The 23,962-nt window shown below is 62.1% G+C and carries 17 protein-coding genes; 7 read left to right on the top strand and 10 right to left on the bottom strand.

What is annotated here, in order from left to right:
- Positions 1 to 65: 65 nt before the first annotated feature.
- Both I8746_RS24290 and acs read right to left on the bottom strand, forming a co-directional pair.
- Entirely contained in the window at positions 66 to 851 is a 786-nt protein-coding gene (locus tag I8746_RS24290) for an ABC transporter substrate-binding protein (RefSeq protein WP_012051577.1), read from the bottom strand.
- Between the two features lie 536 nt (positions 852 to 1,387).
- Positions 1,388 to 3,349 (bottom strand): acetate--CoA ligase, encoded by a 1,962-nt coding sequence (gene acs, locus I8746_RS24285; RefSeq protein WP_003254525.1) that lies wholly within the window; start codon positions 3,347 to 3,349, stop codon positions 1,388 to 1,390.
- Positions 3,350 to 3,746: 397 nt separating this feature from the next.
- On the opposite strand from acs, the gene I8746_RS24280 reads away from it, so the two are divergent.
- Positions 3,747 to 4,001, top strand: coding sequence for a DUF2790 domain-containing protein (locus tag I8746_RS24280; protein ID WP_003254526.1), 255 nt, complete (start codon positions 3,747 to 3,749; stop codon positions 3,999 to 4,001).
- 152 nt (positions 4,002 to 4,153) lie between these two features.
- On the opposite strand, the gene I8746_RS24275 is transcribed toward I8746_RS24280, so the two are convergent.
- Positions 4,154 to 5,713, bottom strand: coding sequence for a sigma-54-dependent transcriptional regulator (locus tag I8746_RS24275; RefSeq protein ID WP_012051576.1), 1,560 nt, complete (start codon positions 5,711 to 5,713; stop codon positions 4,154 to 4,156).
- Positions 5,714 to 5,970: 257 nt separating this feature from the next.
- Between I8746_RS24275 and phhA the strand changes: the two genes are divergently transcribed.
- From phhA to I8746_RS24255, 5 genes are all read left to right on the top strand, one after another.
- Complete coding sequence (gene phhA / locus I8746_RS24270; protein ID WP_003254528.1) at positions 5,971 to 6,759, top strand: phenylalanine 4-monooxygenase; 789 nt, start codon at positions 5,971 to 5,973, stop codon at positions 6,757 to 6,759.
- Between the two features lie 39 nt (positions 6,760 to 6,798).
- A complete protein-coding gene (locus I8746_RS24265) occupies positions 6,799 to 7,155 on the top strand; it encodes a 4a-hydroxytetrahydrobiopterin dehydratase (RefSeq protein WP_003254532.1) in 357 nt (118 codons plus the stop codon).
- Between the two features lie 189 nt (positions 7,156 to 7,344).
- Positions 7,345 to 7,473 (top strand): hypothetical protein, encoded by a 129-nt coding sequence (locus I8746_RS27310; RefSeq protein WP_003254533.1) that lies wholly within the window; start codon positions 7,345 to 7,347, stop codon positions 7,471 to 7,473.
- A 157-nt stretch (positions 7,474 to 7,630) separates the two neighbouring features.
- Positions 7,631 to 11,830, top strand: coding sequence for a deaminase domain-containing protein (locus I8746_RS24260; protein ID WP_221101122.1), 4,200 nt, complete (start codon positions 7,631 to 7,633; stop codon positions 11,828 to 11,830).
- A gap of 90 nt (positions 11,831 to 11,920) precedes the next feature.
- Positions 11,921 to 13,123 carry an MFS transporter gene (locus I8746_RS24255; protein ID WP_012051573.1) on the top strand — a complete coding sequence of 401 codons (1,203 nt, stop codon included), beginning with the start codon at positions 11,921 to 11,923 and terminating at the stop codon, positions 13,121 to 13,123.
- A gap of 132 nt (positions 13,124 to 13,255) precedes the next feature.
- On the opposite strand, the gene I8746_RS24250 is transcribed toward I8746_RS24255, so the two are convergent.
- Positions 13,256 to 16,276: an FAD-binding and (Fe-S)-binding domain-containing protein gene (locus tag I8746_RS24250; RefSeq protein WP_012051572.1), complete on the bottom strand. Its 3,021-nt coding sequence runs from the start codon at positions 16,274 to 16,276 to the stop codon at positions 13,256 to 13,258.
- Positions 16,277 to 16,428: 152 nt separating this feature from the next.
- On the opposite strand from I8746_RS24250, the gene I8746_RS24245 reads away from it, so the two are divergent.
- Positions 16,429 to 17,313, top strand: a complete 885-nt coding sequence (locus I8746_RS24245) for a LysR substrate-binding domain-containing protein (RefSeq protein ID WP_003254537.1) — start codon at positions 16,429 to 16,431, stop codon at positions 17,311 to 17,313.
- A 138-nt stretch (positions 17,314 to 17,451) separates the two neighbouring features.
- Here the strand turns inward: I8746_RS24245 and I8746_RS24240 are convergent, their stop codons facing one another.
- From I8746_RS24240 to I8746_RS24215, 6 genes are all read right to left on the bottom strand, one after another.
- On the bottom strand, positions 17,452 to 18,870 hold the full coding sequence (locus I8746_RS24240) for an amino acid permease (protein WP_003254538.1): 1,419 nt from the start codon (positions 18,868 to 18,870) through the stop codon (positions 17,452 to 17,454).
- Positions 18,871 to 19,507: 637 nt separating this feature from the next.
- Entirely contained in the window at positions 19,508 to 20,575 is a 1,068-nt protein-coding gene (gene rluB / locus I8746_RS24235; protein WP_003254539.1) for a 23S rRNA pseudouridine(2605) synthase RluB, read from the bottom strand.
- 265 nt (positions 20,576 to 20,840) lie between these two features.
- Entirely contained in the window at positions 20,841 to 21,608 is a 768-nt protein-coding gene (gene scpB / locus I8746_RS24230) for an SMC-Scp complex subunit ScpB (protein WP_012051571.1), read from the bottom strand.
- Complete coding sequence (locus I8746_RS24225; protein WP_162470266.1) at positions 21,595 to 22,335, bottom strand: ScpA family protein; 741 nt, start codon at positions 22,333 to 22,335, stop codon at positions 21,595 to 21,597. The genes scpB and I8746_RS24225 overlap by 14 nt, the downstream gene beginning before the upstream one ends.
- A gap of 110 nt (positions 22,336 to 22,445) precedes the next feature.
- Positions 22,446 to 23,075, bottom strand: a complete 630-nt coding sequence (locus I8746_RS24220) for an L-threonylcarbamoyladenylate synthase (protein ID WP_221101121.1) — start codon at positions 23,073 to 23,075, stop codon at positions 22,446 to 22,448.
- Between the two features lie 13 nt (positions 23,076 to 23,088).
- The gene (locus I8746_RS24215) at positions 23,089 to 23,949 is read right to left on the bottom strand and encodes a PHP domain-containing protein (protein ID WP_012051568.1); all 861 of its coding nucleotides are present in this window, start codon (positions 23,947 to 23,949) and stop codon (positions 23,089 to 23,091) included.
- Between the last annotated feature and the right edge of the window lie 13 nt (positions 23,950 to 23,962).

The following is a 23,962-nucleotide window of genomic DNA, read 5'->3' as shown; positions in this document are numbered from 1 at the left end:
TGAAAAATGGTGCAAACCTCAGAGCCTCTGCTGTTTGCACCATTGCACAGGTGAAACCCGACGTCTTACTTCGAGTCTGGACCGTAGATGTCGAAATTGAAGTACTTGCTTTCGATTTCTTTGTACTTGCCGTTGGCACGGATGGCGTCGATCGCCGCGTTGATGCGGTCGACATTGGCCTTGTCACCCTTGCGTACGGCAATACCGATACCGTCACCGAAGTACTTGGCGTCGGTGAAGGCCGGACCTACGAACGCGAAGCCCTTGCCGGCGTCAGTCTTGAGGAAGCCGTCTTCCAGCAGGGTGGCATCCGCCACGGTGCCGTCGAGGCGGCCAGCTGCGACGTCCAGGTAGATTTCGTTCTGGGTGCCGTAAGGCACCACGGTGGCACCCTTGGCGCCCAGCACTTCCTTGGCGAAGCGGTCGTGAATGGAGCCGCGCTGCACGCCGATCTTCTTGCCTTTCAGTTCGTCCAGGCTGTCGCTGACGGTGGTGCCGTCCTTCATGACCAGGCGCGCCGGAGTCAGGTAGTAGCGCTTGGTGAAGTCGACCGACTTCTTGCGGTCATCGGTGATCGACATGGACGACAGGATGGCGTCGATCTTGCGCACTTTCAGCGCCGGGATCAGGCCGTCGAACTCCTGCTCGACCCAGGTACACTTGGTTTTCATCTCTTCGCACAGCGCGTTGCCGATATCGTAGTCAAAGCCGGCGATGCTGCCGTCAGGTTGCTTGAAGGCGAAGGGTGGGTAGGCCGCTTCGATGCCGATTTTCAGCGGTTTTTCATCAGCCTGCGACACCAGGGAAAACACAGACAGCGCCAGGGCGCCAAGCAGTGCGAGCTTCTTCATCAGGTAACTCCATCGGTACGGGGCAATACAAGGCAGGTAACGGCTGCCCGATATGCGAATGAGTACAACGCGAGCCGCGCAGGGTTCGACCAAGGCCGCATACCACGAGCGAGTGAGTGGCATTTTAACGACAGCCCGGTAGTCGATATTTCTTCAAAGCGACAACTACTTATAGAAGCGCTTGAAACCGCCGCGGGCGATGTTGACAGCCAGTGCAGAATATGCAACGGCGCAAGAAATAGAACCTATAGACCTAGCAATTCCTGGGCCTATTATTGGCAAACCCTTGTACGACGGCAAGTGCAGCGTGCCTTGATGCACAAAATGCTGACCCCGATGCACCGAAACGGGCCGGAATTGTTTCCTGGCGCCCCGAACCTGTGCGGGGCCGGTGACAGAACAGTAACCGATGATTGTCGGGTAACAATGCAAGAGCGGGCTTGCCCGCGAATGCATGAGGTCAGGAGACAGCTTAGCCTGAACTGACGCATTCGCGGGCAAGCCCGCTCCTACAGGGGGTATTGCCGGCGAGGGAATTAGGCCGAAGCCAGGTTCATCGCCTTGTGGGTATCGATCAGGTGCTGCACCACACCTGGGTCGGCCAAGGTCGAGATATCGCCCAGGGCGTCGTATTCACCAGTGGCAATCTTGCGCAGGATGCGGCGCATGATCTTGCCCGAGCGGGTCTTCGGCAGCCCTGGCGCCCACTGGATCACATCCGGCGAGGCAATCGGGCCAATCTCCTTGCGTACCCAGTTCTTCAGCTCCAGGCGCAATTGCTCGCTGGCCTCGATGCCGGCATTGAGGGTGACATACACATAAATACCCTGCCCTTTGATGTCATGCGGCACGCCAACCACTGCGGCCTCGGCAACCTTCGAATGCGCAACCATGGCGCTTTCGATCTCGGCAGTACCCATGCGGTGGCCGGACACGTTGAGCACGTCATCCACACGGCCGGTGATCCAGTAGTAGCCGTCCTCGTCCCGGCGCGCACCGTCGCCGGTGAAGTACATGCCACGGAAGGTCTTGAAGTAGGTGTCGACGAAGCGGTCATGGTCGCCGTACAGCGAACGCGACTGACCCGGCCAGGAGTCGAGGATTACCAAGTTGCCTTCGGCAGCACCGTCGATCAGGTTGCCCAGGTTATCGACCAGGGCAGGCACCACACCGAAGAACGGACGGGTTGCCGAACCCGGCTTGAGGCCGGTGGCGCCAGGCAGCGGACTGATCAGGATGCCGCCGGTCTCGGTCTGCCACCAGGTGTCGACGATCGGGCAACGCTCCTTGCCGACGGTCTTGTAGTACCAGTTCCAGGCCTCAGGGTTGATCGGCTCACCCACCGATCCCAGCAGACGCAGGCTGGAACCGTCGGCGCCCTCAACAGCTGCCTGCCCTTCAGCCATCATGGCGCGAATGGCAGTTGGCGCGGTGTAGAGGATATTGACCTTGTGCTTGTCGACGATCTTCGATACGCGGGTAATGTCCGGGTAGTTCGGCACGCCCTCGAACAGCAAGGTGGTAGCGCCGTTGGCCAGCGGGCCGTAGACGATGTAGCTGTGGCCTGTGACCCAACCGACGTCGGCGGTGCACCAGTACACCTCGCCCGGGCGGTAATCGAACACGCGTTCATGGGTCAGCGCGGCGTAAACCAGGTAACCGCCCGTGGTGTGCAGCACGCCCTTCGGCTTGCCGGTGGAGCCGGAGGTATAAAGGATGAACAGCGCCTCTTCAGCGCCCATTTCCTTGGGTGCGCAGTGGCTGGAGGCGACTTTCATCAGGTCTTCGTACCAGATGTCGCGGTGCTGGTGCCAGGCAATGTCGCCACCGGTGCGCTTGCACACGATGATTTTCTGCACGCTGCTGGTTTCAGGGTTGGTCAGCGCCAGGTCGACGTTGGCCTTGAGCGGTGTGCGGCGGCCACCACGCACGCCTTCGTCGGCCGTGATTACCACCTTGGACTTGCAGTCGATGATACGGCCAGCCAGCGCCTCGGGCGAGAAGCCGCCGAACACCACCGAGTGAATCGCACCAATGCGTGCACAGGCCAGCATGGCGACCACCGCTTCGGGGATCATCGGCATATAGATGGTGACCACGTCACCGCGGTGCACATCCTGGCCACGCAGGGCGTTGGCGAACTTGCAGACCTGCTCGTGCAACTCGCGGTAAGTGATGTTGCGGTGCTCGGAAGGGTCGTCACCTTCCCAGATGATGGCCAACTGGTCACCGCGCTCTTCAAGGTGGCGGTCCAGGCAGTTGGAGGAAACGTTCAGAGTGCCGTCGGCGAACCATTTGATATCGACATGGTGGTCGTCGAAGGAGGTCTGCTTGACCTTGGTGAACGGCTTGATCCAGTCGATACGCTGGGCCTGCTCGCGCCAGAAGCCGTCCGGGTTGATCACCGATTGCTGGTACATGGCCTTGTAGGTGGCCTCGTCGGTCAGGGTAGTGGCCGCAACCTCGGGACGAACGGGATACAGTGGAGCCGCACTCATCTGTGTTACCTCGGTGTAATAGTTGTTTTTGTATGGAACCGTTTGTAACTGTACCAGAGCGACAAAAGCCATTCGACGTTGGTAGTAATTTGGTACACCCGTTCCGGCAAAACGCTCTGGCGCGGGCATTACAGCCTTGCCGACGAAAAAACGAGGGGGTTGCCACAGGATTGTTACAGATTCTGTCAAAACACTTTATCAAAACACCCACTGTTTCAGCATTGGCCACCGCCATAAAATTCACCTCGCCAGCAACGGCAAGGCGATTAACAACTGGAAACAGCCCCCACGAAGGCAAACGTTAATCCCCCTCTAATCCCGATAGTTAACACTCGCTGTACTCGCGGCGCCATAAGCGCCGCGTGCCCCCTCACGACCTTAGACAGGTAAATAGAAAATGAAAGCTTTACTGGTATTGGTACTTGGCAGTCTTTGCGGCGCGGCAATGGCCGGCGAAGCCAAAGATGCCGAGCAGATTCCGGTTGAACAGTACAGTTACTCGCAGCACCTGGACATTGCTCGCGTCATTTCCATGAGCGAAGTGCCCAATGTGTGCGAAGTCGTGCCCGCCCGCATGACCTACGAGGACTCCCAGGGCCAGAAGCACATTCTCGAATACCGCGTGATGGGGAACGGCTGCTCTAACGGCTGATACCCTGGAATCGGGGGCCCTGCGGGCCCCTATCGCGACACAAGGCCGCTCCCACAGGTAATGCGCCCAGCCAGAGCACAGCGTATTACCTGTGGGAGCGGCCTTGTGTCGCGAAAGGACTGCAACGCAGTCCCAGGTTCTTTGCCCAACAACTAATCCGCCGACTTGTTAAGCGAGTAATCCCTCAACTTGTTGGCAATTGTCGTGTGCGAAACACCCAGTCTTTTGCCCAAGGCCCGACTACTGGGAAACTCACCTATCAAACTTTCCAGCACCGCCTTTTCAAAGCGCCCTACTATCTGCGAAAGATCCCCTTCCAGCGAAAACTCGCCTAACGGTTGCCGCACGCCATAATCCGGCAAGCGGATATGCTCGCTTTTAACCACGCCGCCGTCACATAACGAAACCGCCTGGAACAAAACGTTTTCCAACTGCCTTACATTACCTGGCCAGTGGTACTGCCCAAGTTTGTCCATTGCCGCCGGTGCCAGGCGCGGCATGGCGCAGCCAATCTGTCGACTGGCCTGATCGAGAAAATGCTGCACCAACCCCTCCAGACCATCCATGCATTCGCGCAAAGGCGGAATGTGCAGCGACAGTACATTGAGCCGGTGATACAGGTCCTGGCGAAACTCGCCACGGGCACACAACTCGGACAAATCCACCTGGGTTGCACAAATCACCCGCACATCCAGGTAGACCTCTTCATCGCTACCCACCCGACGGAAGCAGCCGTCCTGCAGAAAGCGCAGCAGCTTTACCTGCAGGCGCGGGCTCATCTCCCCTACCCCGTCAAGGAACAGCGTGCCGCCTGCAGTCAACTCCAGCAGCCCCAGCTTGCCTTCGGCCCGTGCCCCTTCGAATGCCCCAGGGCCGTAACCGAACAGCTCGGTCTCGGCCATCGACTCGGGCAACCCGGCGCAGTTGAGCGCCATCAGCGGCGACTGTCCACGCGGGCTGGCCAGGTGGCAGGCGCGCGCCAGCAACTCCTTGCCGGTACCGGTTTCGCCCTCGATCAGCAACGGTGCATCCAGCGGCGCCATGCGCCGCGCTTCACGCACCACGGCAGCCATCACCCGCGAGCTCTGGAAGATACTGTCGAAGCCACGCAGCTCTTGCTTGCGCACATTGTAGATACGCTCGCCGATTCGGTCGGCGCGGTGCAGGGTAAGCACCGCGCCGGCCAGTGCCTCGCTGTCATCGTGCTCGGACTGCAGCGGTGCGATATCGGCCAGGAACACATCGCCTTTGACTTTGATGCGCAAGCCGTTGATGCGCGACTTGTTGGCCCGCACCAGCTCCGGTAGATCGAAGTCTTCTACGTAGCGCGCCAGCGGCATGCCCGGCACCTCATCAACCCGCACGCCAAGCAACTGAGCGGCGGCACGGTTGGCCGCAACGATGCTGCCGCCCATGTCGATCGACAGCACCGGGAAATCCAGCGCCCCCAGCAACGCATTCAGCTCCATGTGCCGGCGTTCGCTGGGCATCAGGCCCACACGCTTTACGCCGAACACCCCGGCAATCGCCTCGAACTTCGGCCGCAGGGCCTGAAATTGCAGGTTGATCAGGTTCGGGCAGTGCAGGTAGATGGCGTTGCCATGGTCACCGCCCACCTCACCGCGCAGCACGTTGATGCCGTACTCAACCAGCAGGTTGAGGATGTCGCGCAGGATGCCAATGCGGTTCTGGCAATGGACTTTGATACGCATGAGGGCTCTCGAAGCGCTGATGTTTTTCAACACCGCGCGGAAAAGTCGTAAAGATAAGCTGACAAAAACCGGGTCTCTATCAACCAGATGCCTCGAATTTTCCGACACTTGCCGCGTTTTGTAAAATTATCGTTACGAAAACCCACGTCAGCACCCTTCGCGGCCGAGGCCCACCCCCGTGCAAAACCGCTGGCGAAGGGATATTCCTTTAGGCATGTCCTGCACATAACAAGAAAAGCCCTCACCAGGAGAGCCTCATGAAACAGACGCAATACGTGGCACGCGAGCCCGATGCGCATGGTTTTATCGATTACCCGCAGCAAGAGCATGCGGTGTGGAACACCCTGATCACCCGCCAGCTGAAAGTGATCGAAGGCCGTGCGTGCCAGGAATACCTGGACGGCATCGACCAGCTGAAATTGCCGCATGACCGCATTCCGCAATTGGGCGAGATCAACAAGGTGCTGGGTGCCACCACCGGCTGGCAGGTTGCCCGGGTACCGGCGCTGATCCCCTTCCAGACCTTCTTCGAATTGCTGGCCAGCAAGCGCTTTCCGGTCGCCACCTTCATCCGCACCCCGGAAGAGCTGGACTACCTGCAAGAGCCGGATATTTTCCACGAGATCTTCGGCCACTGCCCGCTGCTGACCAATCCCTGGTTCGCCGAGTTCACCCACACCTACGGCAAGCTCGGCCTCGCCGCGACCAAGGAACAACGTGTGTACTTGGCGCGCTTGTACTGGATGACCATCGAGTTTGGCCTGATGGAAACCGCGCAAGGCCGCAAAATCTATGGTGGCGGCATCCTCTCGTCGCCGAAAGAGACCGTCTACAGTCTGTCTGACGAGCCTGAGCACCAAGCCTTCGACCCGATCGAGGCCATGCGTACGCCCTACCGCATCGACATTCTGCAACCGGTGTATTTCGTGCTGCCGAACATGAAGCGCCTGTTCGACCTGGCCCACGAGGACATCATGGGCATGGTCCATAAAGCCATGCAGCTGGGTCTGCACGCACCGAAATTTCCACCCAAGGTCGCTGCCTGAGCGACCTTGCCGATAACAACTCGAACCGGAAAACACCTCATGAATGCCTTGAACCAAGCCCATTGCGAAGCCTGCCGCGCCGACGCACCGAAAGTCACCGACGAAGAGCTGGCTGAGCTGATCCGCGAAATCCCGGACTGGAACATCGAAGTACGTGACGGCCACATGGAGCTGGAGCGCGTGTTCCTGTTCAAGAACTTCAAGCACGCCCTGGCATTCACCAATGCCGTGGGCGAAATCGCCGAGGCCGAAGGCCACCACCCAGGGCTGCTGACTGAATGGGGCAAGGTCACCGTGACCTGGTGGAGCCACTCGATCAAAGGCCTGCACCGCAACGACTTCATCATGTGCGCACGCACTGACAAGGTGGCGGAAACGGCTGAAGGCCGGAAGTAATCACCAGAACGAAGGGGCCAGAGGCCCCTTTTTTCATGGGGCATCTGTGCGCTGTTCGCCCGCAAAACCGACAAACGACCGGGAAAAAAACCAAACTGTCATCCAGACTTGTGTATCCTGCCCCAGCTTTTTGAAGCCACAAACGCGCCTGGCGCAGACTTTTCACTCACACTTGCGAGGAACGACGAGATGCATGAAATCCCGAATCTTCCCTTCCCAAGCCTGAACCCAGAAGAGCCATCCGTGACCGTTCACGCCGAACCGGCAGCTGCCGCCGAGCAGGATGGTGACGATCAATCCAGCGCTGACCAGGAATAACTGCGCATCCCCGACTGTGTGAAAACGGCTGACCTGCGGGCTACCCCCGTCATCACGTTTTCACACCGTCTAAAATCAACGTTGTAACAACCCACTACCACCTGCCCCGCCCCTTCCCTACACAGACTCGTGCCTCCAACCGCAAAGAGGCAGAGCCATGTCATCCATCACTGACGCCGCCGACCTACTCGCCCGGATAGACACCCTGGACGCCGAAAGCGTGCGCCTGCACAGCGACCTGTCCGGTCCAATGGACCTGGCCACATCGCTGCGCGAACATTTCAACCAGGCACTGGGCTTCACAGACCTGTTCCCCGTCGACCTGAGCGATCATGACCTGCACCAGCAGCTGACCGAAGCTTTCGCCCGTGAACCGGCGCGTGAGCACTTCAACCGCACCCTGCGACGCCCCGCCGGCAGCCAAGTAGAGGCGAACCTGGTGGCGACCTTGCAGACAAAACTGGCCCATATCGTGATCACGGCAACCGATGCCTCACTGATCGCCGGGTTGAACGAAGGCCTGCCCAATCCATGGCCCTATGCCAGTTGCAGCCTTGCCCAGGCACTCTGGGCTCGGCGGGTGTGCCTGACCCAGCGTGACTGCTTCGTAGCGGCCGCCTTGCTGCTGTACCCCAGTTTGCCAACTCCCCCCCAGCCCCCACGATCGGCCTCCCGTCCACTGGTGCTGGACAACTACCTGGATCTCCCCACACTGGCCAGACACCTGCTGAAGCCTCCAGCCGGTGTTCACCTTGCCGTCCACCTGTTCAACGCCCTCGGTGCGACAGTCTATGCACAAGGCAGGCGTTACCGCCCGCCCACTGCCCGCGAACGGGAGGCAGGCATAACCCCTGATCAAAATGGAAAGGCGTTTCTCCCAGGCCCGGCATTGAATGCGCCAGCCGCTCAAGCGCTCGACGCCGTGCTGCATTCGTCCATGTTCACCCGATGGGCCGGCGAACTGGCCGCCTCGGCAGAATGGGATGCCAGCTCCGATCACTTGGCCTTGGCCGAACAAACCTTGATCGACGTGTTGTACCCACCCGATGACCGCCAGCCGGGGCAGATCATGGCTTTCGAGCTGTTCAGCCCGGACAATGCCACGCTCCCCGTCGAGGAAATCCGCCTTGACCTGATCAACAGTGTGCAAATCCGTCTCGCCTGCACCCCGGCGATTGCGCAACTGTCCGGTGAACTGCTGATGCGCCGCTTCGCGCCCGAACTACTGCTCAGTGGCTACCCGGCCGATTTCAGCTTCGAGCCCGACCTGCGCTGGGCCAGCATCCGCCAGGGAGCCCTGATACTCAGCGCCCGCCAGCAACCGATGACCTTCGACAACGCAGAACAGGTCATGCGCCAGGCCCTGCACGAGGATGACCCTGTTCCCGAAGAAGCACTGCGCCAGACGCTGGCGGTGTGGGCCCCCTTGCGCGGATCATTCGAACTCCCCCCGCCCTGGTCGCACCAGCAATGGCAATTGGCGTTGCATCGCTACCTGGCGGTCAGGGACGTTGAAAGCCTCAACGATCTCCCGGACCGCTTCGAGGAGGCCCGTCGTCAGTTGCTCCAGAGCCGGATAGCGCCCGAGTCGCGCAATGCGGATGGCCAGGTGCACCTGCTGATGTACCTTGACCATGGCGCAGGCTACCGAGGCAATCCCCGCTTGCCGGACGTGACCGCCTGGTATGAAGTGGCCTTCGGCGCTTGGGAACAGCGTGCCATCAACGTCTATCAAGCTATCCTGCACCGCTGCTTGAGCCACCTGCCGGAAGATATCAAGGACCGCCTGCGTGATGGCCCCTGGACCGCCTATGCCGTTACCTGGCCGATCTACGTGGGCCCCGATAACCGACCTGAGTACGGCTCCAGCCCCAGAGCGGACTGGCACATGCAGACGGCCACCCAGGGTTTCGTCGTACATGCCCCGGACACAGAGGGCGATTGGCTTTACGAGCTGTTCCCCGAACGGCTGCACTGGCAAGCCCACTTCGTTACCCACACAGCGCCGACGCGCCTGGCCGAGCAATTGACGCTGCTCTACAGCGAATACAACCAATCACAACTGCCGTGGATCGCTGCCGACTTTCCCGCCTTGCGACAAGTGCTCATGGCCCCCACGCAAGATCGCCTCGATTCACTGGCCAGGCATTACGCCAGCGATATCGCCCTGGGCAATCGGGATGCTTTGCATGCACTGGGCAAAGGCGCTACCCCGCATGAACAATTCCTGGCCAGGCGCCAGTCCGTGAGCACTGGGCGCTACTTGCAACGGTTGTTTTCCAACCTGATACCGGGCTTGAGTTGCCTGAACCCAGAGGATGGCAGCGATGCACTGGCTTGTGTCCTGGACATCGCCGCGCTGAAAGGCGCGGCAGTCACGCTTGGTGGACGGGCCTTCAAACCATTGGCCAAGCTTCCCGGCGTGCTGGGCCAAAGCGCCAACACCGCACGCCTGAACGCCGCGCGCGCCGCCCGACGCTGGAGCAGCATCCCCGTCACGCCCGACTTCAGCGAGCGCCTTACCCCGCCCAAGCGCTGGCGCAGCGCGCCCGAACTGACGACGGTCGCCCCCGAATCCCGGGAACTCATGACGCAGCGAAGGGTACTGCCGGGCCAGACGCCCGATGCCCTGCTACTTGACCAGATACCTGGCAGCCATGGTCCGGTGCCACGCGAGCTACCCGAAACAGCCACACTGATCCCCCGCGACAATGCCACGGTCGATGCAATCATTCATGGCGCCGCCTATCGCCTTCAAATACCGAACACCTCGGGGCTCGTACGTCGGGTTGCCCATGAGCCGCTACTCGGCCAGCCACCCACCGAGGTGCCGCCGCCTTACACCGGCGGCGAAGCGCGAATGGCCCTGAGCTTCTCGCCCTTGCCCAATGACGCCGGCACACCCGTATTCGGACAACACGTCAGTCACGCCTTCCAAACCGTGCGGATCGAGCCGGTACCGATTCGTTACCGCCCCCAGCACACACGCTTCGACATCTGGGCGCAGGTCATGGTGCGCGAGGGCAAGGTCGTCGTACACGCCCCTAATCACCCCAAGCGATTGAAGCCCTTGCCCGTCGAAGAAACCCAGTTACGCCTTGGCGTCATCTCGCCTCCCGTGTACCACAGGCGCATCGTGGTCGATCCATCGCCTGAACTACGCTTTGGCTTGCCTGCGGACATGCCGATCGAGCAAGTCAGGCAAATTACCGACCACTGCCCTCCCGTGCGCCTGGGCGGGCTGGCGCGGACCATCCCCGACCGCCGTACCCTGCGCGGCGCATTGATCGACTGGCGCGGTGAGCAGTGGTTGATCGTCGAGGCCGATCTGGGGATTTTTTATGGCGCCCCCCATCAGCCCTGGGCGTGGCAGACAAGGCTGCTGGATGCCCCGGCACTGCCAGCTTCGCTGCCACATCCGCCCAGAGGGCTGCGTCGCAAGTTCGAGAGAATCACCGACCACGAGGCCATCGAGCGGTACCTGGAAATCAGCGAAACCTACCGCATCGTCGCCGAGCGCCCCAACCTGCAGCGCGATGTCGATAACGTGGTCAGATTGCTGCGCGACTGGATCGAACAAGGGCGAACATGGCAGCTCCGCCACCCCTCGCGATTCCTGCAGTTCATCGAAGCCATGGAGTCGCGCCTGCTCCCGGAATACGCGCGCAACATCCTCACGCAGAGCACAGCCCAGGACGCTTTGGCGGGCCCCGCCAGTCGCGGCATCACAGCATTGAACCGGGAGATAATCCCGATCTGGAGGCAATTCCACGGCACCAGCGCCGCAGACCGCCAACACATCCTTGGCGTATTGGACGATCTGCTACCTGCGCGCGGCGCCACTACCCCCTACACACCGGCAGCAGGGGCGCAGTCGCTCGACGACAACGCAATGGCCGCCTTGCGTCAGCACCTCTACCCAGTCAACCTGGCCTTTGCCAGCGTCACGCTGAAGGACCATAGCCGCGTGGTGTTCTTCGCCCTGTCAGGCAGCCCTGGCAGACGCGCATTGCATATCATCCCGACGCCCCGCCTCACACCGGCAGTGGACTACGTCGATGCACGTCAGGTTAACCAGTTTTTCCCGCCAGACCCGCGGTTTACCGAGCTGCCAACCCTGCGGCGCGCAGATTTCCTGTGGACGCGCGTCCATAAGCGACATCTGGATGCCGAACGACACATCGCCAGCGCGCTGAACCGCAGACTGCTTCACCGCCACACCGAGGTCGAGCGTATCGATGTCTTCACAATGCTCGACGCCTGTCGCTCCTGTGGCGGCTTCGTCCTGCCGCGCTTGCGGCTGGATTACCCGCAAGCCGAGTTCAGTGTGACCTGGATGCTCGATTACACCAACTGACTACAGCCTGACAGCTTCGCCCGCAAACACCCTTGCTGTGGTTAAGATGGCGGCACACACTGCCATCCTTACCGCAGCAACGGATCCCCAATGCCAGCACGCAGCCCCACGTCCCATGCCGTCACTGGGCAAGTCGTCTCCATCGTCCTGTTCACCTTCATCGGCTACCTGAACATCGGCATCCCCCTGGCCGTGCTGCCCGGCTATGTGCACAACGACCTGGGTTTCAGTGCCGTGGTCGCCGGCCTGGTGATCAGCGTGCAGTACCTCGCGACGCTGCTCAGCCGCCCTGGCTCCAGCCGCATCATCGACAACCACGGCAGCAAGAAGGCGGTCATGTACGGACTGGCTGGCTGCGGGCTCAGCGGGGTATTCATGCTGGCCTGTGCCTTCCTCACTCACCTACCTTGGTTGAGCCTGGCTTGCCTGCTGGTCGGTCGCCTGGTGCTGGGCAGCGCCGAAAGCCTGGTAGGCTCGGGTGCGATCGGCTGGGGCATTGGCCGGGTGGGTGCCGCAAACACGGCCAAGGTCATCTCCTGGAACGGCATCGCCAGCTATGGTGCGCTGGCCATCGGCGCCCCACTGGGCGTGCTGATGGTCAAAGGCCTCGGGCTGTGGAGCATGGGTGTGAGCATCATCCTGCTGTGCATACTCGGTTTGCTACTGGCGTGGCCCAAGCAAGCCGCCCCCATCGTCAGCGGTGTACGCCTGCCGTTCCTGCGGGTGCTGGGCAAGGTATTCCCCCATGGCTCGGGGCTTGCCCTGGGCTCGATCGGCTTTGGCACCATCGCCACCTTCATCACCCTTTACTACGCAAGCCGTGGCTGGGCCAATGCGGCGCTGACCCTGAGCCTGTTCGGCGCCAGTTTCATCAGCGCACGGCTGCTCTTTGGCAACCTGATCAATCGCATCGGTGGCTTCAGGGTGGCGATCGCCTGCCTGTCGGTGGAAACGCTCGGGCTGTTGATGCTGTGGCTGGCACCCAACGCCGAACTGGCCTTGGCGGGGGCTGCATTGAGCGGGTTTGGTTTCTCGCTGGTGTTTCCGGCATTGGGCGTGGAGGCGGTGAACCAGGTGTCGGCAGCTAACCGTGGGGCAGCGGTGGGAGCGTATTCGCTGTTCATCGACTTGTCACTGGGGGTGACCGGGCCATTGGTCGGTGCGGTGGCGGCGGGGTTCGGCTTCGCTTCGATGTTTCTGTTCGCGGCGGCTGCGGCAGCGTGTGGGTTGGTATTGAGCCTCTATTTGTACCGCCAGGGGCGTCGGGACAGGGACCGTACAACAGCAGCCTGAAAGCCGGTGCCGGCCTCTTCGCGGCCCACCCCGCCCCTGCAGGGTTGACGCGCCAGCCTGGCGTGCACGATCCCCCCGTAGGAGCGGGTTCACCCGCGAAGGGCTGCAAAGCAGCCCCAAAAGGCCTCAAACTTAGCGCTGAGCGTACTGCAACACCACCTCAAGCGGGTGGCGCATCTTCCGCTCGGTCATGCGCTTGACCTGGCTACGGCACGAGTAACCGGTCGCCAGCGGCTCCCCTTCCTTGTCCAGCTTGGTCGCCCAGCTCTGCTCGAATATGGCCCGCGAGGTTTCCTGGTTGCGGGCTTCGTGCCCATAGGTACCGGACATACCGCAGCAACCCGTGGCCTCGGTCACCAGCTTCAGCCCCAGACGGGCGAACACCTGCTCCCACTGCCGGGTGCTGGCCGGCACGTTGGTCTTCTCGGTGCAGTGCGCCATCAGGCGGAAGCTGCCCGGTGCGGTAGGCGCCTGCTCGGGCAGCACATCCATCAACCACTCCTGCGGCAGCAGCACCTGCGGGCAACCCTCCAGGCCTGGCACCTTCTGGTACTCCTGGCGATACACCAGCGTCATCGCCGGGTCCAGCCCCACCAGCGGCACACCGCAATCGGCCAGGGCCTTGAGCTGCGTGGCGTTGCGGATCGCTGCCTTGGCAAACGCGCCAAGGAAACCCTGTACGTGCAACGGCTTGCCGTTGGCGCTGTACGGCGCCAGGAATACCCGGTGACCCAGGCGGTGGGCAAGGTCGATGAAGGCCGACAGCAGCGGTGTTTCGAAGTAGCGGGTGAAGGCGTCCTGCACCAGCACGATGCTGCGCTCGCGCTGGGCCGGGGTCAGCTCGCGCAGGGCCGGCACCGTGGCCATGCCAACGCGGCAACGGGTCAGGGTAGCCTGGAAGTTGAAGCGGCTGATCAGCGGGCTGTCGACCATGCCCACCTTGTCGGCCAGCAGTTGGCTCACCCACTTCGAACCCATCACCGCGTTGTACAGCCCCGGTGCGTGCGCCAGGTAGGGGATGGTGAACTCGAGCGAGCCGATCAGGTAGTCACGCAGCGGGCGCTGGTAGCGACCGTGGTACAGCTCGAGGAAGCGCGAGCGGAAGTCCGGCACATTGACCTTGATCGGGCACTGCCCGGCGCACGACTTGCACGCCAGGCAGCCGGCCATGGCGTCGTACACTTCATGGGAGAAGTCCTCCTGGCCCTGGTGGCGCGCGCGGTTGTTGCGCAGACGCGCCGGCAGGCCCTTGAGCCACGACACCTTGTTGCGCGCCGCAGCCAGCACATCGATGTTCGCCTCGCCCTGCAGGCGCAGCCACTCGCGCATCAGCGAGGCGCGGCCCTTGGGCGAATGCTGGCGTTCGCGGGTAGCCTTCCACGACGGGCACATGGCGTCGTTGGGGTCATAGTTGTAACAGGCGCCATTGCCGTTGCAGTGCACGGCGCTGGGGAAGTCCTGCCATACGCGCTCGTCAATGGTACGGTCAAGGTCGCCGCGCAGGGTCACGCCATCGACCGGGGTAAGGCCCTCGGCGCTGCCCAGTGGCGTGCAGATCTTGCCCGGGTTGAGCTGGTTGTGCGGGTCAAAGGCGCCCTTCAGGCGCTGCAACGCCGGGTACAGCTCGCCGAAGTACTCAGGCACGTATTCCGAGCGCAGGCCCTTGCCGTGCTCACCCCACAGCAGGCCGCCATAACGCTTGGTCAGCGCGGCAACAGCGTCGGAAATCGGCTTGACCAGCGCGGCCTGCGCCGGGTCCTTCATGTCCAGTGCCGGGCGCACATGCAGCACGCCGGCATCGACGTGGCCAAACATGCCGTAGGCCAGGCCGTAGCCGTCGAGCAGTGCGCGGAAGTCGGCGATGTAGTCGGCCAACTGCTCTGGCGGTACCGCGGTGTCCTCCACGAACGGCTGCGGGCGCACTTCGCCTTCGACGTTGCCCAGCAGGCCCACCGAACGCTTGCGCATGGTATAGACGCGGGTGACTGCCTCGGCACCTTCGGCCAAGGTGTGGCCCAGGCGCTCGACGCTGGTGTCGCTTTGCAGGTGCTGGATGAATGCCTGCACCTTGGCGTTGACCTCGGCCGGCTCGTCGCCGCAGAACTCCACCAGGTTGATGCCCAGCGTGGGGCGCTCGGGGTCCGCCGGGAAATACTCGGCCACGCTGTGCCAGACGATGTCTTTCATCGCCAGCATCAGCACCTTGGAGTCGACCGTCTCGATCGACAGCGGCTTGTGCGCCATCAGCGCGTTGGCATCACGCAGCGCATCCATGAAGCTGGTGTAACGCACATTGACCAGCACCGCATATTTGGGAATCGGCAGCACGTTGAGCTTGGCTTCGACCACATAGCCCAGCGAGCCCTCGGCGCCGCACAGCACGCTGTTGAGGTTGAAGCGACCCTGCTCGTCGCGCAGGTGCGCCAGGTCGTAGCCGGTCAGGCAACGGTTGAGCTTGGGAAAGGTGGTTTCAATCAGTTCGGCCTGGGTTTCCTGAATTTCCCGGGCCATGCGGTACACCTCGCCGACCCGGCCCGGCGCGGCGCAGGCCTGCTCCAGCGCAGCATCGTCGATCGGCAGGCTGTGCAGGCGTTCGCCACCGAGCAGCACACTGTGCAGCTCCAGCACGTGGTCGCGGGTTTTGCCGTAGGTGCAACTGCCCTGGCCACTGGCATCCGTGTTGATCATGCCGCCGACCGTGGCGCGGTTGGAGGTGGACAGCTCAGGAGCGAAGAACAGCCCGTGCGGCTTGAGCGCAGCATTGAGCTGGTCCTTGACCGTGCCGGCCTGTACCCGCACCCAGCGCTCTTGCACGTTGATTTCAAGAATGTTGTTCATGTGCCGCGACAGGTCGACGACGATACCGTCGGTCAGCGACTGGCCGTTGGTGCCGGTGCCACCACCGCGGGGGGTCAGCTTGACCTGCTGGAAGCGCGGTTCACCCATTAGCGTGGCGACCCGCGCCACATCGTCGGCATCCAGCGGGAACACCGCCGCCTGCGGCAAGCGCTGGTAGATCGAGTTGTCGGTGGCCAGTACCGTGCGGGTTGCGTAGTCGGCACTGATCTGGCCACGGAAGCCGCTGTTGCGCAGGGCTTCGAGGAATTCGGGGTAATTGGCGCTCGGCGCAACGGTGGACAGCTGGGCGATCATCGAAGGATGGCCTCTTGATATTGGCTAAATCACGGGATCCTTGTCGCCCCGGCATGGGTTGAGGCATGCAGGGATGACGTATAGGCCAATGTTCCTGTAGTTTCGCGTCAGGGGCAAACGGATAATCCTGCCGCTATCAATGACTTTTATGAATGAATTACCGCCACCTGACCCCATCCATGTCACTGCTGCTGGCTTTCGAGGCCGCCGCCCGGCATGAAAGCTACACCCGCGCCGCCGCCGAACTGTCGCTGACCCAAAGCGCGGTCAGCCGCCAGGTGCAAGCCTTGGAGCAGCAGTTGGGCCTGACCCTGTTCCGCCGCGAGGGGCGCCAGGTGCAGCTGACCGATGTCGGCCGCCTGTACCAGCGCGAGCTCAGCGAGGCACTGGGGCGCATCCGCAGCGCCACCTTGCAGGCACTGGCCTATCAGTCGGGGGTAGGCACCTTGCGCCTGGCTACCCTGCCAACCTTCGGCTCGAAATGGCTGTTGCCGAGGCTGCATGCGTTCTACAGCGCTCACCCAGGCATGCTGGTGCACATTCATTCACGCATTGAAACCATCAACTTCGACACCAGCGAAATCGATGCCGCCATCGGCGTGGCCAGCCACGACTTGCCGGGGCTTGTCTGCCATCGCCTGCATGCCGAGGAGCTGGTGGTGATCTTGCCGCCGGAGGCCGGCGTCGGCAGCCAAGGCTGGAGCCCGGCGCGGATCAGTGAAGAGGTGCTGCTGAATGTGGCCAACAACCCGCATGCGTGGGGCGAGTGGTTTTCCCATCATGGCTTGCCGCATCGGGCGATGCGGCTGGGGCCGAGTTTCGAGCTGACCTCGCACCTGATCCAGGCGGTACGTGCCGGGATCGGGATCGGGCTGGTGCCGCGCATATTGGTGGAGGAGGAACTGGCCAAGGGCGAGCTGTACAGCCCTGGTGTGGCGTTTGCCAGCCAGCGTAGTTATTACCTGATCTACCCGCCGAGGAATGAGGCGCTGCCGTCGCTGCGGGCATTCAGGGGGTGGTTGCTGGAGCAGATCTGATTGTTGGCGGGATCACCTGACCTGAGGGCAACGCTGTACCTGTAGGAGCGGGTTTACCCGCGAAGAGGCCCGCACAGGCAACAAAAAACCCGAAGCCAGCCACCTGACTCCGGGTTTTCGCATACCGCTTATGGCGCCTTACTTGGCCACAGTCTCAACAGCACCGCCCGCATTCACCTGGCGACGCGACTTGACCATGTACACCGCCAACATCGCAAGCAGCCACACCGGGATCGCATACACCGACACCTGGATGCCCGGGATCATCAGCATGATGCCCAGAATCAGCACCACGAAAGCCAGCACCACATAGTTGCCGTACGGGTACCACAGCGCCTTGAACAGCGGCTTCTGGCCGGTACGGTCGAGGTGCTGACGGAACTTCAGGTGCGAGTAGCTGATCATCGCCCAGTTGATCACCAGAGTGGCCACGACCAGCGACATCAGCAGCTCCAGCGCGTTTTGCGGCATCAGGTAGTTCAGCAGCACGGCGACGAAGGTCACGGCAGCCGACACCAGGATCGAACGCACTGGCACGCCCCGCTTGTCGACCTTGGCCAGCGACGCCGGGGCATCGCCCTGCTCGGCCATACCCAACAGCATGCGGGCGTTGCAGTAGGTGCCACTGTTGTACACCGACAGCGCCGCAGTCAGCACCACGAAGTTCAGCAGGTTGGCAGCCACGTCACTGCCCAGCAGCGAGAACACTTGCACGAACGGGCTGCTGCCGTAGCTGCCTCCCGAGGCGTCGATGCTGGCGACCAGGTTGTCCCACGGGGTCAGCGACAGCAGCACCACCAGGGCACCGACATAGAAGATCAGGATGCGGTAGATGACCTGGTTGATCGCTTTGGGGATCACGGTCTTTGGCTTGTCGGCCTCGGCGGCGGTGAAGCCGAGCATTTCCAGGCCACCAAAGGAAAACATGATGAAAGCCAAGGCCATTACCAGCCCGCTGACGCCGTTGGGGAAGAAACCGCCATGTGACCACAGGTTGGCCACGGTGGCTTCAGGGCCGCCGCTGCCGCTGGTCAGCAGGTAAGCACCCAGGCCGATCATGCTGACGATGGCGACCACTTTGATGATGGCGAACCAGAATTCGGCTTCACCGAAGAACTTCACGTTCATCAGGTTGATGGCGTTGATCAGCACGAAAAATGCTGCCGCCGTGACCCAGGTGGGGATCTCCGGCCACCAGTAGTGAACATACTTGCCGACCGCCGAAAGCTCCGACATACCCACCAGGATATACAGCACCCAGCAGTTCCAGCCCGACAGGAAGCCGGCGAAACCGCCCCAGTAGGTGTGGGCGAAATGGCTGAACGAGCCGGCCACCGGCTCTTCGACGATCATTTCACCCAGCTGGCGCATGATCATGAAGGCGATGAAGCCGCAGATGGCGTAGCCAAGAATCATCGACGGGCCGGCGGATTTCATCACGCCAGCCGAGCCGAGGAACAGGCCGGTACCAATCGCACCGCCGAGGGCGATCAACTGGATATGGCGGTTCTTCAGGCCCCGCTTTAGCTCGCCTGAATGCATGTTTTGTCCACTCATGAACGAAGTCACCTGCATTGTTTTTATCTGTGACGGAATCGGACCCACCGCGCTCGTGGCGCAGCGGAATGGGCAAGGTGGTTACCTTGGGTTTCTTGACCTCAGGTGCCGCCGGAGCAGGTCAACCAGGCGTGATCAAGAGTGCGCGGTACGCAAGAGGGTCACAGGTAAAACGCGGCGCACTGTATACCCCTGCAAACGCGCAGGCGTCAACGCGTTGCATCGTTTCCTCGGGAAAAAACGCAGCGTTCCTGTGGTTCAGGCCTTCAAAGGCGAAGTGATCGGCGTACATGGCGCCTCCATTTGTTGTTTTGTCAGCCCGGCTCTTTGGACGGGCTCCTGCACAAGGCAATGGCGGCTATAACACCGTGGGGACGGGGGTTTGGGCAAGGGTGGCTGGCGCCATGGCGACGGCTTTGGCACAGGGGCGCCGGCAAGGTTTGTTTACACGATCGGGCTTGATCTGAAATGCGGACTGAAAACGGCCACATTCGTACAGATTTCTTTACAAGGCGGTTCAAGAACTTGCCAGTCGTCCGAAAAATTCTTTTTGTTCAATATCTTGGGCTTGGTCCACATTCCCGCAGGCATAAAAAACCAGCCCGAAGGCTGGTTCCTTGATGACCACACTGGCTTATCAGCCACGCGGCTTGCCGCGACCACGGCCTGCCGGCTTGTCGCCATCAGGTTTGCCCGGACGCTTGCGCATCTCGCTCGGGCGCTCAGCCACCGTGCTGCCACGGGTGGGTTTACGCGGCGCTTCTTCACGCGGCTGACGCGCAGGGCGTTCGCCAGTAGCGGCACCTTCGTGGGCCGGGCGCAGGTTGCGCACGCGCTCGCCACGGCCCAGCGGGCGGGTCGACTTGCGCTGCAGGCGCTCCATCTTGTCCTTGGCCTTGAGCTTCATGGCTGGCAGCGCGACCGGCTGCAAGCCCACTTCGGCGGCGAGGATGTCGATTTCGCCCTGGGTCATTTCGCGCCAGCGGCCCATCGGCAGGTCCGAATTGAGGAACACCGGGCCGAAACGCACACGCTTCAGGCGGCTGACCACCATGCCCTGGGATTCCCACAGGCGACGCACCTCACGGTTACGACCTTCCATCACCACGCAGTGGTACCAGTGGTTGAAGCCTTCGCCACCCGGTGCCTTCTGGATATCGGTGAACTTGGCCGGGCCGTCCTCCAGCATTACGCCGGCTTTCAGGCGCTCGATCATCTCGTCGTCGACTTCACCACGCACACGTACCGCGTACTCACGGTCCATCTCGTAGGACGGGTGCATCAGGCGGTTGGCCAGCTCACCGTCGGTGGTGAACAGCAGCAAGCCAGTGGTGTTGATGTCGAGGCGGCCGATGTTGATCCAGCGGCCTTCTTTTGGCCGTGGCAAACGGTCGAACACGGTCGGGCGCCCTTCCGGGTCGTCACGGGTGCAGATTTCGCCGTCGGGCTTGTTGTACATGATCACCCGGCGGGTGGCCTCGGCGGCCTCCTCGCGCTTGATCAGCTTGCCGTCCACGGCGATGGCGTCGTGCAGGTCTACGCGCTGGCCAAGGGTGGCCTCGACGCCGTTGACCTTGATGCGCCCCTGGCTGATCCAGGCCTCGACATCACGCCGCGAGCCCACGCCAATGCGCGCCAGCACTTTCTGCAGCTTTTCGCCGGATGGCGGGGTGATTTCGGTTTCTTTCAGGTCTTGCTCACTCATCTGGGCACCTCCCGGTGTAGGAATGAAAACAGGTTTCTGGCGACGAACGCGCCAAAAGGCCGCGCATCATACGCGGTTCATCAGGGGAACGCACTGGAGGGTAGAGGGTTTTGTGGGGCTGGGCATGATTTTCTGCCCAATGGGCTTTGTGCTGGCCGCTTCGCGGGCACGCCCGCTCCTACAGGTACGCGCAACCTTCGGGACCTGTGATCTCCCTATGGGAGCGGGCTTGCCCGCGAAGCGGCCAGCACAGGCAGCAGATCAATCAGGGCTGCGCCTTGTTCTCTTCCTCCACCGAAGGCTCAGGCTCATCTCCCCGCAAATCATCAAAATCGGTTTTCAAACCGTCTTCCATGGCATCCAGCTCCACCAACAGGCTACGGAAACTGGTCTCCTCTCTCGGCTCACCAACCTCCTCTTCCCCAAGGCTGGCATCCGCCAACGCCTGCAGGTGCGCAGGCACCGGCGCATCATCCGGGTCAAGTTGCGGCGCTGGTTCCATTTCGCGCAGCTCGGCCAAGGCCGGCAGGTCCTCAAGGCTCTTGAGGTTGAAATGATCGAGAAACGCCTTGGTGGTGGCGAACATCGCCGGCCGCCCGGGCACTTCGCGGTAGCCGACCACGCGAATCCACTCGCGCTCCATCATGGTCTTGATGATATTGCTGTTCACCGCAACGCCCCGCACGTCCTCGATTTCACCACGGGTGATCGGCTGGCGGTAGGCAATCAGGGCCAGTGTCTCAAGCAGCGCTCGCGAATAGCGCTGCGGGCGCTCTTCCCAGAGGCGCCCGACCCACGGGGCATAATCCTCGCGAATCTGCAGGCGATAGCCGCTGGCCACCTCCTTGAGCTCGAACGCACGCCCATCGCACGACTTGCCCAGCACCTCCAAGGCCTGCCTGAACACCTTGGGCTCGGGGCGCTCGGCTTCCTCGAACAGCTCGTACAGGCGCTCAAGGGATTGCGGCTTGCCCGAAGCGAGCAAGAAGGCTTCGATCAGCGACGCCAGGTCGCGGGGTTCATTCAGGTTCATCGGGTTCTTCAACTGGCGCCGGGCGAAGCCGCACGTGAATGGCGGCGAAAGGTTCATTCTGCACAAGTTCGATCAGCGATTCCTTCACCAGTTCGAGAATGGCCATGAAGGTCACCACCACACCCAGCTTGCCCTCCTCGGCAGCAAACAACGCGATGAACGGCACAAAGGCACCGCCCTTGAGACGCTCCAGCACCTGGCTCATGCGCTCACGGGTGGACAAGGTCTCACGGGTGATCTGATGGCTTTCGAACAGGTCGTTGCGGCGCATCACCTCGGCCATGGACATCAGCAGCTCTTCCAGGCTGACCTGAGGCAACAGCTTGCGCACCTTGGCCTGCGGCGCTTCCAGGCGCGGCACCACCACCTCGCGCCCGACCCGTGGCAATTCGTCGATGCCCTCGGCGGCGGCCTTGAAGCGCTCGTACTCCTGCAGGCGGCGGATCAGCTCGGCGCGAGGGTCACCCTCCTCCTCCTCGACGTCGGCGGAACGCGGCAGCAGCATGCGTGACTTGATCTCGGCAAGCATGGCAGCCATCACCAGGTATTCGGCAGCCAGTTCAAGGCGCACGCTTTTCATCAGCTCCACATAGCCCATGTACTGCCGGGTGATCTCGGCCACAGGAATGTCGAGGATGTCGATATTCTGCTTGCGGATCAGGTACAGCAACAGGTCCAGCGGGCCCTCGAACGCTTCGAGGATGACTTCAAGGGCGTCCGGCGGGATGTACAGGTCCAGCGGCAGCTCGGTCAGGGCTTCGCCATAGACCAGCGCCAACTGCAGTTGCCGAGGCGCCTCGACCCGTTCGGCCGGCGCCTCAGGCGCTTCCAGCTGGCTCACGCGTTGACCAGGAACGGCGTGGGGTCGCCACAACCTTCGCGGATCAGTTCCGGCTCGTCGCCGGACAGGTCGATGATGGTCGACGCCTTGAGGTCGCCGAACCCGCCATCGATCACCAGGTCAACTTGGTGCTCCAGCCGTTCACGGATCTCGTAAGGGTCGGTCATCGGCTCGCTGTCGCCCGGCAGGATCAGGCTGACGCTCATCAGTGGCTCGCCCAACTCGGCCAGCAAGGCCAGGGTGATGGCGTGGTCCGGTACACGCAGCCCGATGGTGCGACGCTTATCGTGCAACAGCAGACGCGGCACTTCACGCGTGCCGTTGAGAATGAAGGTGTAAGGCCCCGGTACATGCGCCTTCAGCATGCGGAAGGTGCCGGTGTCGACCTTGGCATACAACCCCAGTTGCGACATGTCGCAGCACATCAGGGTGAAGTTGTGCGTCTTGTCCAGCCCGCGCAGGCGCCGCACCCGCTCGATTGCCGACTTGTCGCCTATCTGGCAACCCAGCGCATAGGCCGAGTCCGTCGGATACACCACCACGCCCCCCTTGCGGATGATCTCGACGGCCTGTTTTATCAGGCGCGCTTGTGGGTTCTCCGGATGAATCTGGAAAAATTGGCTCACGTAATCGTCCTGTTCATAGCGCCAAAGGCTGTTCATGGCTGAATCGACGCCACAAAGGTGGCAGATCCTCGGGCAAAGGCCGATAGGCACCGATCTCGCCCCAGGTGCCGGGGCCGTGGAAGTCACTGCCAGCGCTTGCCAGCAGGCCGAACTCACGGGCAAGAATGGACATAGTGCCCACTTGCTCGGCAGGCATCATCCCGTTGACCACTTCAAGCGCCTGCCCTCCTGCCTGAATATAGTCGGCAATCAGCCGCCTGCGCTTGCTGCGGGTCAGGTCGTAGTGCATGGGATGCGCCAGGCTCACCCAGGCGTTGGACTGCCTCAGCGTGGCAACGGTTTCGTCGAGCGTCGGCCAGTGCTGCTTGACGTCGCCCAGCTTGCCGGCGCCCAGCCACTTGCGAAACGCTTCACCACGGTCCTTGACGTGCCCGGCACGCACCAGATACTCGGCAAAATGCGGGCGCGCCGGGGCGTTGCCGCTGTCACCCAGCTCGTGCTGCACGGCGCGCGCGCCTTCAAGCGCGCCGGGCATGCCCTTGGCCGCTAGCCGTTTGTCGATTTCTTCGGCACGCAGCCAGCGGCCGCGGTGCAACGCTTGAATCGCCGCCAGCAATGGCGGTGCGTCGAGCGGGAAATCATAGCCCAGCACGTGAATGGTCGCGCCGCCCCACGTGCAAGACAGCTCCACACCGCTGACCCAGCGCATACCCAGGTCAACGCAGGCCTGGCGCGCTTCGGGCAGGCCTTCGAGGGTGTCATGGTCGGTCAGTGCCAGCGCTTGCACCCCGTGTTCATGGGCCCGGGCAACCAGTACCGAAGGCGACAGGGCGCCGTCGGAGGCCGTGCTGTGACAGTGCAGATCAACATTCATGGAGGAGCGCTTT

It is taken from the genome of Pseudomonas sp. USTB-Z, from assembly GCF_019691255.1.
GTDB lineage: Bacteria > Pseudomonadota > Gammaproteobacteria > Pseudomonadales > Pseudomonadaceae > Aquipseudomonas > Aquipseudomonas alloputida.
Note: the sequence above shows the minus strand (reverse complement) of the source record. Positions and strands in the feature narration are given on the sequence as shown.

What these genes read in the sequence shown, in the direction of transcription:
- I8746_RS24290 (WP_012051577.1), bottom strand. Translation starts at nt 851, where the DNA reads ATGAAGAAGCTCGCACTGCTTGGCGCCCTGGCGCTGTCTGTGTTTTCC.
- acs (WP_003254525.1), bottom strand. Translation starts at nt 3,349, where the DNA reads ATGAGTGCGGCTCCACTGTATCCCGTTCGTCCCGAGGTTGCGGCCACT.
- I8746_RS24280 (WP_003254526.1), top strand. Translation starts at nt 3,747, where the DNA reads ATGAAAGCTTTACTGGTATTGGTACTTGGCAGTCTTTGCGGCGCGGCA.
- I8746_RS24275 (WP_012051576.1), bottom strand. Translation starts at nt 5,713, where the DNA reads ATGCGTATCAAAGTCCATTGCCAGAACCGCATTGGCATCCTGCGCGAC.
- phhA (WP_003254528.1), top strand. Translation starts at nt 5,971, where the DNA reads ATGAAACAGACGCAATACGTGGCACGCGAGCCCGATGCGCATGGTTTT.
- I8746_RS24265 (WP_003254532.1), top strand. Translation starts at nt 6,799, where the DNA reads ATGAATGCCTTGAACCAAGCCCATTGCGAAGCCTGCCGCGCCGACGCA.
- I8746_RS27310 (WP_003254533.1), top strand. Translation starts at nt 7,345, where the DNA reads ATGCATGAAATCCCGAATCTTCCCTTCCCAAGCCTGAACCCAGAAGAG.
- I8746_RS24260 (WP_221101122.1), top strand. Translation starts at nt 7,631, where the DNA reads ATGTCATCCATCACTGACGCCGCCGACCTACTCGCCCGGATAGACACC.
- I8746_RS24255 (WP_012051573.1), top strand. Translation starts at nt 11,921, where the DNA reads ATGCCAGCACGCAGCCCCACGTCCCATGCCGTCACTGGGCAAGTCGTC.
- I8746_RS24250 (WP_012051572.1), bottom strand. Translation starts at nt 16,276, where the DNA reads ATGATCGCCCAGCTGTCCACCGTTGCGCCGAGCGCCAATTACCCCGAA.
- I8746_RS24245 (WP_003254537.1), top strand. Translation starts at nt 16,429, where the DNA reads ATGAATTACCGCCACCTGACCCCATCCATGTCACTGCTGCTGGCTTTC.
- I8746_RS24240 (WP_003254538.1), bottom strand. Translation starts at nt 18,870, where the DNA reads ATGAGTGGACAAAACATGCATTCAGGCGAGCTAAAGCGGGGCCTGAAG.
- rluB (WP_003254539.1), bottom strand. Translation starts at nt 20,575, where the DNA reads ATGAGTGAGCAAGACCTGAAAGAAACCGAAATCACCCCGCCATCCGGC.
- scpB (WP_012051571.1), bottom strand. Translation starts at nt 21,608, where the DNA reads ATGAACCTGAATGAACCCCGCGACCTGGCGTCGCTGATCGAAGCCTTC.
- I8746_RS24215 (WP_012051568.1), bottom strand. Translation starts at nt 23,949, where the DNA reads ATGAATGTTGATCTGCACTGTCACAGCACGGCCTCCGACGGCGCCCTG.